General features: G+C 62.0%; 11 protein-coding genes and 1 pseudogene. 5 read left to right on the plus strand and 7 right to left on the minus strand.

Annotation, left to right across the window (positions count from 1 at the left end):
- Positions 1–21: 21 nt before the first annotated feature.
- Positions 22–444 (minus strand): PqqD family protein, encoded by a 423-nt coding sequence (locus tag CK219_RS18580; RefSeq protein ID WP_095768184.1) that lies wholly within the window; start codon positions 442–444, stop codon positions 22–24.
- A 621-nt stretch (positions 445–1,065) separates the two neighbouring features.
- Between CK219_RS18580 and CK219_RS18585 the strand changes: the two genes are divergently transcribed.
- Both CK219_RS18585 and CK219_RS18590 read left to right on the plus strand, forming a co-directional pair.
- The gene (locus CK219_RS18585) at positions 1,066–1,272 is read left to right on the plus strand and encodes a DUF680 domain-containing protein (RefSeq protein ID WP_095768185.1); all 207 of its coding nucleotides are present in this window, start codon (positions 1,066–1,068) and stop codon (positions 1,270–1,272) included.
- Positions 1,273–1,342: 70 nt separating this feature from the next.
- On the plus strand, positions 1,343–1,576 hold the full coding sequence (locus CK219_RS18590) for a DUF680 domain-containing protein (protein ID WP_095768186.1): 234 nt from the start codon (positions 1,343–1,345) through the stop codon (positions 1,574–1,576).
- A 185-nt stretch (positions 1,577–1,761) separates the two neighbouring features.
- Here the strand turns inward: CK219_RS18590 and ugpC are convergent, their stop codons facing one another.
- The 5 genes from ugpC to CK219_RS18615 all read right to left on the minus strand — a co-directional run bounded on the left by ugpC (position 1,762) and on the right by CK219_RS18615 (position 8,269).
- Complete coding sequence (gene ugpC, locus CK219_RS18595) at positions 1,762–2,874, minus strand: sn-glycerol-3-phosphate ABC transporter ATP-binding protein UgpC (RefSeq protein WP_095768187.1); 1,113 nt, start codon at positions 2,872–2,874, stop codon at positions 1,762–1,764.
- 35 nt (positions 2,875–2,909) lie between these two features.
- Positions 2,910–4,574 carry an alpha-glucosidase gene (locus CK219_RS18600; protein WP_095768188.1) on the minus strand — a complete coding sequence of 555 codons (1,665 nt, stop codon included), beginning with the start codon at positions 4,572–4,574 and terminating at the stop codon, positions 2,910–2,912.
- A 4-nt stretch (positions 4,575–4,578) separates the two neighbouring features.
- The gene (locus tag CK219_RS18605; protein WP_095768189.1) at positions 4,579–5,733 is read right to left on the minus strand and encodes a carbohydrate ABC transporter permease; all 1,155 of its coding nucleotides are present in this window, start codon (positions 5,731–5,733) and stop codon (positions 4,579–4,581) included.
- Between the two features lies 1 nt (position 5,734).
- Positions 5,735–6,748: a sugar ABC transporter permease gene (locus CK219_RS18610; RefSeq protein WP_095768190.1), complete on the minus strand. Its 1,014-nt coding sequence runs from the start codon at positions 6,746–6,748 to the stop codon at positions 5,735–5,737.
- Between the two features lie 165 nt (positions 6,749–6,913).
- The gene (locus tag CK219_RS18615; RefSeq protein WP_095768191.1) at positions 6,914–8,269 is read right to left on the minus strand and encodes an ABC transporter substrate-binding protein; all 1,356 of its coding nucleotides are present in this window, start codon (positions 8,267–8,269) and stop codon (positions 6,914–6,916) included.
- A gap of 118 nt (positions 8,270–8,387) precedes the next feature.
- Here CK219_RS18615 and CK219_RS31280 point away from each other — a divergent pair, with 118 nt between their 5' ends.
- The 3 genes and pseudogenes from CK219_RS31280 (at position 8,388) to CK219_RS18625 (ending at position 11,109) form a co-directional block, all read left to right on the plus strand.
- Positions 8,388–8,612 carry a hypothetical protein gene (locus tag CK219_RS31280; RefSeq protein WP_141245375.1) on the plus strand — a complete coding sequence of 75 codons (225 nt, stop codon included), beginning with the start codon at positions 8,388–8,390 and terminating at the stop codon, positions 8,610–8,612.
- Between the two features lie 15 nt (positions 8,613–8,627).
- Positions 8,628–9,650 carry a substrate-binding domain-containing protein gene (locus CK219_RS18620; RefSeq protein WP_095768192.1) on the plus strand — a complete coding sequence of 341 codons (1,023 nt, stop codon included), beginning with the start codon at positions 8,628–8,630 and terminating at the stop codon, positions 9,648–9,650.
- 140 nt (positions 9,651–9,790) lie between these two features.
- Positions 9,791–11,109, plus strand: a pseudogene (locus CK219_RS18625) (FAD-binding oxidoreductase).
- 331 nt (positions 11,110–11,440) lie between these two features.
- Here the strand turns inward: CK219_RS18625 and CK219_RS18630 are convergent.
- On the minus strand, positions 11,441–11,766 hold a 326-nt coding region (locus CK219_RS18630), incomplete at its 5' end, for a transposase (RefSeq protein ID WP_141245370.1).

Below are 11,766 nucleotides of genomic sequence, written 5' to 3' on the forward strand. Positions count from 1 at the left end.
CCGCCCTGGCCCTTCGCCGGTTCAGGAAACCTGCTTGACAGCCGGCCAGCCGAGCGGCTCCTCGACTTCGTGGATCGGGTCGACGATGATCAAGTCGGCAAGGTCGTCATGGACACTGACGTGGAGCGGTTCGCTCGCCGCCGCCAGCGCCGCCGGCAAATCGTCGAATGACGGCAGCGGCGTTGCGCTGGAAGGCGCCAGCAGCCCGAACTCGACCAGCTGCGTAATGAATGCCTCGATCGCGGCGGCGTCGATTCTGCCAGCGGCCGATCGGATCAGCGCTTCGGTGCCGACACCCGAGGAAAGCGCCTGCCACACTTTGCTGCCGGAATCGGAGAAGCCGAAATATTTGCCGTTTGAGAGGTCGAGCACGACAGCTTCGCCATCGAAAGATTCGAAAACGATGTCCCGGCTCGCAACGGCGTAGACGTCGGAAAGAGGCATGTCCTTGACCCCCGCTCTGCAATTCCGGCCGGCGGCTGCGCCGGTCGTAATCGTTGCCCTGACCCCAGGACAACGCCTGTAAACACTCGATCCTTGCTTGGCAAGGCAAGCCATAACGGCGCCATCTCGACCATTTGGCGTTCAATTCGCGGTTCGAGCCCCGATTTTTGGGCGCCGACAAGCAGGGCGACCGCGACCCTCCCGGCGCGAATGCCCGCTGGCCTTCAGTCTGAACACGGTCATGGAGGGGGCCGAATCGGTCTGTGGAACGGGGGTATGATGGTTAATAGTATCGAAAAGTGACTATTAGGAGATTCTAAAATCGAACTGAACGGTTCGTTTCTGTTGACGGTGCGTGCAGGACGCTGTGAACGTTGGCGCTCCGATACATTTGGTGAGTCAACGGTCAAATTCGCATAAGTCATTGATTAGATACGATAAAAATAAGGTCATAGGCATGCTTATCAAAACTTCAAGATGCGGAATCATGGTCCAGACGGAAAAACTTCGTGATTGGAATCCTGCCCTCGGCTCACCCAAATCAGCGCTGTCCGAACGACGCGATTTCATTCCCAAGACACGCCGCTAGACGGACTGAATAAAGATACTGGAGTAGCAAAAATGAAAAAGATTGTTCTCACTGCCGCAGCCCTTCTGGCAATTTCTGGCAGCGCCTTTGCTGGTAGCGACCATTACAACCCGAATGAAGCCAATCAGGCGGCGGCCAAGGTCGACTCGTCCTACACGGCTGCGGTCCGCCAGTCTGCGCCGGCCACTCAGCAGCCTGCCACGACGGGCGCCGACCACAACCTTTTCGGCAACAACTAACAGCTGACCTTGAACCGGCGGCGGGCTCGCCCGCCGCATCGGTCGGATCACAAGATTCAGGAGCACTGAAATGAAGAAGATCGTTCTTGCCACGGCCGCCCTGCTGGCCGTTTCCGGCGCTGCTTTTGCGGGCAGCGACAATTACAACAACAGTGGCGTCAACCAGCCGGCCCCGGCGGTCGATACCACCCCTACGTCGTCGATCGGCACCGACTCGCCTGTCTACAAGCTGCTGAACTCGTCGCGCGACGTGCAGAAGTCGGCGCCTCAGGGTGCCGACCGCGACCACTTTGGCAACCGTTGACAGCCGACTGTGATTTGAAAGAGAGAGCGGCGGGCCAGGCCCGCCGCTCTCTTTTTTGCCGGGAAAGCCAGCCTGCCGATAAAGCAATTCCAGGAAAAGTGTAAGCGGTTTTCCGTCCGGAATTGCGTGAAAACAAAGAGATAGAGAGTTTCGCCGTTTCGGCGAAACGGTGAAACTCTCTAGCGTCAGGCAGCCTTTGCTTCCTCGCGATGCAGCGTGAAGGAATGGCCGTCGGCGTCAAAGATGTGCAGATCGCCGGCGCCGGCGTTGAGCCGCAGCGTCTCGCCGCGCTTGACCTCGACATTGCCCGGCAGCTTGGCAACCAGCGGCAGGTCGGCGCGGCCGATATCGATATAGACGAGCTGAACCTCGCCGAGCTGCTCGATATAGTCGACCTTGCCTTCGAACAGAAAGTCCGCGCCTGTGGCAATCGCGAGATCCTCCGGCCGTACGCCGAAGCTGACCGCCGCGCCATTGGCCGAGGCCGGCGTCGCGATCGGCACCGTCGCCTTGCGGCCGCCGACATGGCTGACCACGGTCGGATTGCCGGCCTTCTCGATCTTTGCCGGCAATATGTTCATGGCCGGTGAGCCGATGAACTGGGCGACGAACAGGTTGCCGGGCCGCTTGTAGAGTTCCATCGGCGTGCCGACCTGCTCGATAACGCCTTCCTTCAAGACCACGATGCGGTCCGCCAGCGTCATCGCCTCGACCTGGTCGTGCGTGACGTAGATCATGGTGGTGTTCGGCATCGATTCCTTGAGCTTGGCGATCTCGATGCGGGTGGCGACGCGCAGTGCTGCGTCGAGATTCGACAACGGCTCGTCGAACAGGAACACCTTCGGGTTTCGCACGATGGCGCGGCCGATGGCGACGCGCTGGCGCTGGCCGCCCGACATCGCCTTGGGCAGGCGGTCGAGATATTTGGTCAGTTGCAGGATCTCCGCCGCCTGGCGCACGCGCTTGTCGATCTCGGCCTTGCTTTCCTTGCCGATCTTCATCGAGAAGGCCATGTTGTCGTAAACCGTCATATGCGGATAGAGCGCATAGGACTGGAACACCATGGCGATGCCCCGCTTCGACGGCGGCACGTCGTTCACCACCTCGCCGTCGATCTTCAGCTCGCCCGACGTGATCTCCTCGAGGCCGGCGATCGACCTCAGCAAGGTCGACTTGCCGCAACCCGACGGCCCGACGAAGACGATGAACTCGCCTGATTTGATATCGAGGTCGATGCCGTGGAGAATGTTGAGGTTGCCGTATGATTTCTTCACCTGGTTGAGCGTGACATCGGCCATGTTTTTCTTCTCCCGTTGATCCCTGTTTTAGAAGTTCAGTCGATGCGTCCGAACCAGGCGCCGTAGCCGCCGAGGCGGACCGGCCCGCTGCCAGTCTGTCCCGAAAAGCCGTGCCCGGGCAAGGGTTGCAGCGCACCTTTGCCGAGATCGACCTCGGAGGGCTTGCTGCCGAGATTGAAGGCGCAGACGATCCGCTCATTGCCCTCGCGGCGCGTGAAGGCGACGGTGTCGCCATCGCTTTCGATAAAGTTGATGTCGCCCTTGGTCAGCGCCGGATGCTGGCGCCGGAAGGCGAGGAAGCGGCGGTAATGTTCGAGCAGCGAGCTTGCCTCGCCCTGCTGCACGTTGACCGCCTGCGACAGGTGCTTGCCCGGCACCGGCAGCCACGGCTTGGCGGTCGAGAAACCGCCATTCTTGGCGGCCGCGTCCCAAACCATCGGCGTGCGGCAGCCGTCGCGACCCTTGAACTCCGGCCAGAACCGGATGCCGTAGGGATCCTGCAGGTCCTCGAACTTCAGCTCCGCCTCGCCAAGGCCGAGCTCTTCGCCTTGATAGATGCAGACCGAGCCGCGCAGCGACATCAAAAGCGCCGAGATCACCTTCAGATAGGCGATCGGATCCGCCTCGTTGGCGGCCCAGCGCGAGGCGACCCGCATCACGTCATGGTTGGAGAAGGCCCAGCACGACCAGCCGTCGCTGGCGACCGTGCCGAAGGCCTCCAGCACCGCGCGCGCTTTCGCCGCGCTGATCTTCTCCGGCGCCAGGAAGTCGAAGGAATAGCACATATGCACGCGCTTGCCGTCGGCGGTGTAGGCGGCGACCACCTCCAGGCCGCGCTGGGAATCGCCCACCTCGCCGACGGCCGCCTGCGCCGGATATTCGTCCAGAAGAGCGCGGAAGCGCTCCAGGAAGCCGAGATTCTCCGGCCGGCTCTTGTCGTAGATGTGGTCCTGATAATTGTAGGGATTGACCGCCGGCGCCGTCTGGTCGTTGCGCTGTTCCGGCGGCAGCGGCGGATTGTCCTCCAGCCCCTGGCTGTGGAAGTAGAAATTGATCGTATCGAGGCGGAAGCCGTCAACGCCGCGCTCCAGCCAGAAGCGGGTGATGTCGAGCAGCGCGTCCTGAACTTCTGCGTTGTGGAAGTTGAGGTCGGGCTGCTCGGCTAGGAAATTGTGCATGTAATATTGCTGGCGGCTGGTGTCCCACTGCCAGGCCGAGCCGCCGAAGATTGACAGCCAGTTGTTGGGCGGCGTGCCGTCGGGTTTTGCGTCCGCCCACACATACCAGTCCGCTTTCGGATTGTTGCGGCTGGAACGGCTTTCCTTGAACCAGGGGTGGATGTCGGCGGTGTGCGACAGCACCTCGTCGATCATCACCTTAAGCCCCAGCCGATGGGCTTCCGTCACCAGTGCGTCGAAATCGGCGAGCGTTCCGAACATCGGGTCGACGTCGCAATAATCCGACACGTCGTAGCCGAAATCCTTCATCGGCGATTTGAAGAAGGGCGAGATCCAGATGGCATCGACGCCGAGCGAAGCGATATAGGGCAGGCGCTGAACAATGCCCTTCAGGTCGCCGATGCCGTCGCCGTTGGAGTCCTGATAGGAGCGCGGGTAAATCTGGTAGATCACCGCGCCCCGCCACCAGTCGCGGTCGACGGCCGGGTCTGGCTGCGACGTCGCCTTCAAAGCCGATTGCATGTCTTCAACCTCCTTTCACCGAGCCGGCAAGCAGCCCGCGGACGAAATAGCGCTGCAGCGAGAAGAACACGAACAGCGGCACGATGATGGTGATGAACGCCGATGTGGTCAGGATCTCCCACTTGCCGCCGCGCGAGCCGAGCAGCGCGTTGAGCTTGGCCGTCAGCACGATCTGATCGGGCGCCGTGCCGAGGAAAACCATCGCCACCAGCAGATCGTTCCATACCCACAGGAACTGGAAGATGGCGAAGGAGGCAAGCACCGGGAAGGACAGCGGCAACACGATCTTGACGAAGATCTCGAAGTCGCTGGCGCCGTCAATGCGTGCCGATTCCATGATCTCGCGCGGCAGGCCGGCGATATAGCTCCTCAGCAGGTAGATGGCGAAAGGCAGGCCGAAGCCGGTATGTGCCAGCCATATGCCGAGATAGGTCTTGGACGGCACGCCGAAAAAGGCGCCGACCCCGTTATAGAGCCTGAGCAGCGGGATCAGCGACATCTGCAACGGAACCACCAGAAGGCCGATGATCACCGCGATCAGCAGCGGCCGTCCGGGAAAGCGCATCCAGGCCAGCGCGTAGGCTGCGAAGGCTGCGATCAGGATTGGGATGATCGTCGCCGGGATGGTCACCGTCAGCGAGTTCATGAACGAGCGGCCGATGCCTTCGGAAAACAGCACCGCATCGTAGTTGTCCGTGGTGAATTTCGGCGGCGCCGAGGAGGCGAAATAAACGCGCTGGCCGCGGTCGCCCTCGAAGGCCTTCGGTGACGACAGCACGAAGCCGCCGTCGGCATTCATCTGCAGCGTGACGCCATCATCGAGGTCGGCAACCGATCCCGCCTTGTACTGCGTCGGCGCGGAGGACTTGACGCCGAAGGCGCTGATCTCGCGCTTGGGGCCATCGCCGAAGATATTGCCTTCGATGACGTATTTGCCGTCCTTCTGGGTTTGCGCCGATGCGCCCGGCAGCCGTCCCGCCTCGCTCTGGCTGGAGCTGGCGAAGGAGTTCCACCAGCCGGAGGCGACGATCTGGTCCTTGTCGCGCAGCGACGAGACGAGGATGCCGAGGGTAGGGATGGTCCAGATCGCCACGAAGACGAGCACGGCGATATGGACGCCGAAGCGGCCGACAAAGGACTTTCCGGTCTTGGTCGCCATCTCAGTGCCCTCCCGTCTCTTTGTTGGCCTGGCGGATGTTCCAGACCATGATCGGGATGACCGCGATCATGATGATGATGGCGATGGTCGCGCCGCGGCCGAAATCGCCGCCGCCGCGGAACATCCAGTCGAACATCAGATTGGCAAGCACCTGTGTATTCCACTGGCCGTTGGTCATGGTCAGCACGATGTCGAACACTTTCAGCACCAGGATGGTGATGGTTGTCCACACCACGGCGATCGTGCCCCAGATTTGCGGCACCATGATCTTCCAGAAGATCTGGAACGGGTTGGCGCCGTCGATCACGGCCGCTTCCAGCGTCTCTTCCGGAATGCCGCGCAGCGCCGACGACAGGATGACCATCGCAAAGCCGGTCTGGATCCAGATCAGGATGATCATCAGGAAGAAATTGTTCCAGAACGGCAGCGATATCCAAACCTGCGGCTGGCCGCCGAAATATTGGATGATGGCGTTGAGCAGGCCGATCTGCACCTGGCCCTCGCCGCGATACTCGTAGATGAATTTCCAGATCACGCTGGCGCCGACGAAGGAGATCGCCAGCGGGAGGAAGATCAGGCTCTTGGCGATGGTGCCCCACCAGATCTTGTCGGTGAGCACGGCGATGATCAGGCCGAGGAAGGTGCAGGCAGCCGGCACCACGGCCAGCCACAGGATGTTGTTGAAGATCGAATTGCGCAAATCATGATCGCTGACCGCCCATTCATAATTGGCGAGCCCGACGAAATTGGTGCCGCCGCGGTCGAAGAAGGAGAGCCACAGCGTCGCGATCACCGGGTAGATCAGGTAGATGGCGAGGATGATCATCGCCGGGCCGACGAACAGCCAGGGCCGCACCATTCCCTGCCGGCGCAAATTGTCGACGGCGGCGGTGCCCGAGACGCCGCGTGACGGGAAGACGAGATCGAGCAGTTTGTTGGCGCCCCAGAAATAGGCGACACAGCCGCCGACGCCGATGATGATGACGAATATGGCCGAGAAAATCTGAGCCGCCATGGGTCCCTCTCCCTGCGCATGACCGGCCGGCCGAGGCTGGCGATCGGATGCACCGACTTTCGGTTATTCGGAACAATCGAAACGCGAAGGCTTCCGGCGCGGACCGCCGGTCGGATCCGGGCCGTAGCCCGGGTCCAGTAGGAGAATTAGGAAGATTTCAGGATGCTATTTGATGCCGTCCCAGCTTTTCTGGATGTCGGCGGCGACGTCCTGCGCGGACTTGCCGCCCACCAGGTCGACCATGCCGGTCCAGAACGAACCCGCGCCGATCTTGCCCGGCATCAGATCGGATCCGTCGAACCGGACCGTCGTGGCGCCGACCAGGATCTCGCCCTGCTTCTTCAGCGCGTCGCTGCCATAGGCCTCCTTGTTGGCCGCCTTGAAGGGGGTGACGAAGCTCTTCTGCGCCATCCACAATTCATGCGCGAGCGGCATCTCGAGGAACTTGATGAACTCGCGCGAGGCCTTGGAATCCTTGGTGATCATCACCAGCGTGCCGGCCACTTCCAGCGGCGTGCCCAGTTCCGGCTTGGAGGCGTAAGGCGGGTAGGGGAAGAAGTCGGCGTCCTGGCCGAGCTTCACGTTTTCCGGGAAGAAGGAGGGGATGAACGATGCCTGGTGGTGCATGTAGCACTTGGGCGGCACGGTGAAGAGGCCCTTCGGGCTGTCGCGGAAGTCGGTCGCCGCGACCGCCTTGGCGCCGCCGTCCACCATCTTGTCGTCGGTGGCGATCTTGCCGAAGATGTCGATGGCGTTGACAACGGCCGGGTCGGTGAACGGAATCTCGTTCTTCACCCACTTGTCGTAGACTTCCGGCGGCTGCGTCCTCAGCATGATGTCCTCGACCCAGTCGGTCGCCGGCCAGCCGGTGGCGCCGCCCGAACCCAGCCCGATGCACCAGGGCTTGCCGCCGTCGGCGACGATCTTCTTCTCCAGATCGGCGAGTTCTTCTTGGGTCTTCGGCACCTTGTAGCCGGCCTCGTCGAAATTGTCGGGCGAGTACCAGACGAGCCCCTTCACGTCGATCTTGTAGGGAAAGGCATAGAAGCCCGATTTCCCGTCCTTGCCCGTATACGTGCCGAGCTTGGCCCAGGAGTCGCCGGCGGCGTAATTTTCCTTGATCCAGGCCGCGACGTCGTCGCCCAGCGGGGTCAGCACGCCCTTGGAAGCAAGATCCTGGATGAGGCCCGGCTGCGGCAGGACGGCGATGTTGGGCGGGCTGCCGGCCTGGGTGTCGATGACGATCTGCTGCTCATAATTCTCGGACGAGGAATATTTCACCTCAGCGCCGGTCGCTTCCTGGAAATAGTCGAGAACGGATCGGACAAGCGCCTCGTCCTCGCCGCGCCACGGCCCGAAGATCGTCAGCGTCTCGCCCTTGAGGTCGACCTTCTTGAGGTCGTCGTAATTGGCCCAATGAAATTTCGAATCCTCGCCCGGCTTGAACTTCAGTTCGGCTTGCGCCGGCAGGCTGAGGGTGAGTGCCGCGAATGCCGCACCCAAGAGAAGCATTTTCTTCATCGCAAGTCCTCCCAGTGATCACAAAAAGGACGAAACCTCCATTTCGTCCGCCGACGCCGCGGAACTGTGACTCAGCGAAAGGGCAACCGCAACCTTTCGAAGAGACTTCCAAAGCGCTTTGGCTATTTTGATCTCGCCATTGAATCGCCTTGGAGTCAAGTGGGCGACGTCATTAATCGATTTAAGTAGGAGAAGATTAAGCGAAAAAAGTGCAGCGCAGCATGCTTTTTTGGCGCTGCAGCAGCAATTTTGCTTCAAACGACGCTGTCTGGCCTCTAAGGTCGTCATGCTTGATGATCTCGCCAACAATCGTCAGACCGATTCAAAATTGAAAGCGCTTTGAGGCTGGAGGCCTCCGATGAACCTCAAGCAGCTGTCGCATATGCTGTCGCTCTCGCAGACCACGGTGAGCCGGGCGCTGAACGGCTACCCCGAGGTCAACGAGGAGACCCGGCGCCGGGTTATGGACGCCGCCAAGCGCCATGGCTACCGGCCCAACCCCAGCGCGCGCCGGCTCGCCACCGGCAAGTCGGGAATGATCGGCTATGTGCTGCCGACCGGGGCCGCTGTCGACATCGATCCCCACTTCGTCGAATTCCTCTCCGGCCTCGGCGACTATGCCCGTGCGCACGAGCTCGATCTTGTGCTTTCGCCCGCCGATGCCGACGATGAGGAAACGACCTACCGGCGCATCGTCGCCAACCGCCAGGTCGACGCCGTCTACCTGTCCTCGCCGCGGCCGGCCGACAAGCGGCTGGCGCTGGTCAACACGCTGGGCATCCCTTTCATCGTCCACGGCCGCAGCGAGGGCTTCGATTTCGACTATCCCTATCTCGACATCGACAATGAGGGCGCCTTCCACGAAGCGTCGAGGCTGTTGATCCAGCTCGGCCACAAGCGCCTGGCGCTGATCAACGGCAACGAGCGCGAGACCTTCGCCATCCACCGTGAGCGCGGCATGCGCCGCGCGCTTGCCGCGAACGGGCTGGCGCTCGGCGAGCGCCACATCCACTCCGTGGCGATGACCGAGGAAAACGGCTACCGCGCCGCTCGCCGCCTGCTCGAGGAGGTTGAGCCGCCGACGGCGATCGTCTGCTCCAGCCTGATCATGGCGCTGGGTGTGGTGCGCGCCGTGCGCGATCTCGGCCTCACCATTCCGGGCGATCTCTCGCTGGTCGCCCATGACGACGTCTTCCCCTGGCTGCGGCCGGAGAATTTCCCGGTGCCGCTGTCGACGACACGCTCCTCGATCCGCCTCGCCGGCGCGCGTGTCGCAGAACGGCTCGCGGCGCGGATATCGGGGTTGGAAGAGGGGGCTCGCGGTGAGGTTTGGCCGGTGGATCTGGTGGTGCGAGGGTCGGTGGCCGGAGCGCCGGTATAGGGGGGCTAATCCAACAGCTTCGTCACTGACTCATTCCGGGCGACTGCCGTGGGACAACGGTCAGCCTTCGGCTGCTCCTGATGCTGGACGGCGACAACCGGTAAGCCAGAACCGTCAACCAGTCCTTCCGGGTGCGCCATTTGCCGACATTCCCGTTCACCGAAGCGGATCCAATTCAGTACCCCGGTCCTCCGCCGAAGGCTTCGGAGGTGGTGATCGTCGGCGGCGGCATCATCGGCGTAACGACGGCCCTCTTCCTTGCTTCCCGAAACATTCCGGTGACGCTGCTGGAAAAAGGCCGCGTTGCGGCCGAACAGTCCTCCCGCAATTGGGGGTGGATCAGAAAGCAGGGACGGGACGCGGATGAGCTGCCGATCGTCATCGAGGCCATTCGCCTATGGCGGCAACTGGCCGAGGAATGCGGCGAGGACATCGGGCTCAACCAGACAGGCGTGACCTACCTGGCGAACGCCGACAAGGATATGGCCAAGTTCGAAGAATTCATGAGGATCGCCGCGATCCATGAGCTCGACACACGCCTCCTGGGCGCCGACGAGACCGCAAAACTCATCACCGGCATGTCGCGCAGGTTCAAGGGCGCGATGACGACACCTTCCGATATGCGCGCGGAACCTTGGTTGGCGGTGCCGGCGCTTGCCAGGCTTGCCACGCGAAAGGGCGTCAGGATCGTGGAGAATTGCGCGGCGCGCACCCTCGAGATCGCAGCCGGCAGGATCAAGGGCGTTTGGACCGAGGCGGGATATATCGAGACCTCAACCGTGCTGGTCGCGGGCGGCGCCTGGTCGTCCCTGTTCCTGGCGAGACATGGCGTAGCCATCCCCCAGCTCAGCGTCCGCGTTACCGCGGCCGCCACAGAACCCATGCCTGAGGTCTATCGAGGCGCGGCCGCCGACGACCACATCGCTTTCAGGCGCAGGCAGGATGGCGGATATACGCTCTGGGGCCTGACGCATTCCGGCACTTCACCAAGTATATTCCCGCCCTCAGGGACAATCCGTTCGGCACGCGCTATTTCCCGTTCGCTCCGTCAGGCTACCCGGATGGCTGGTCGACGCCGCGCGATTGGGCGCCGGATTCCTCAAGCCCTTTCGAAAGAATGCGCGTGCTCAACCCAGCCCCTGAGCCGGCAAAGCTTCGCTCGATCGAGCGCAATTTCAAACAGCTTTTCCCCCGGTTCGAGACGGTTCGCCTGAAGGCCGGCTGGGGCGGCATGATCGACGCCATGCCCGACGTCGTCCCCGTCGTGGATCGGGTCCAGGCGATCGGCGGTCTTTTCGTCGCGACCGGCATGAGCGGCCACGGATTCGGTATCGGGCCTGGCATCGGCCGCGTCGTCTGCGACATGATCCAGGGAAATGACACCGGGCACGACCTCAGCCGTTTTCGACTGTCGCGTTTCTATGACGGAAGCCCTGTCCGGCTAGGTCCGGCTCTTTAAATGGCCGAAGTTCATTCTTGATCGTCATGGTCGGTCGCGGTCATCGCGATCCGCCGTCAAGGGCGGCTGGATGGCGACGCCGGGATTGGTAAACCACAATTCTTCTGAAGCAACGCTCTGCACAGGGATTTTGATCGGTCGGCTGTTTGCGTTGGCAGGTGCGTTGGGGATTGGCCGAAACGCCCATCGCGATCGTCATTCCAGGGCGGAGCAGGAGCGAAGCTCCGTCGCGAAGACCCTGGAATCCATGCCGTTACCTTCGCCAAGGCTCGCAACGGAGCAAAATTCTGCACCGAGGCGGCGCTTCCAAGTCACGGAATGGCAACTGTGTTCACGCGAATGCGGTTTTGTCGCGAATGATAGCGTTGAGGACGACCAGGAGCTTCCTTGCGACGGCGATGATAGCGAGCTTCTTGGAGCCCGACCGTGCAGCAAGTGCGGTGTAGAAGGTCTTGAAGCGCTCACAGGTTCGAATGGCAGTGAGGGCTGCCATGTAGAGGGCGCGGCGCACACGTGATCGCCCGCCCTGAATCTGGCTCCTGCGGTTGAGCTTGCCGCTCTTGTTGTCGAACGGGGCAAGGCCGACGAGCGCGGCGATTGCCTTGGGTGAGCGCTTGCCGAGCTCGGGCAGGAGCGCCAGCAGCGAGAATGCGCCGA

The sequence above is a fragment of the Mesorhizobium sp. WSM4313 genome (assembly GCF_002294725.1).
Lineage (GTDB): Bacteria > Pseudomonadota > Alphaproteobacteria > Rhizobiales > Rhizobiaceae > Mesorhizobium.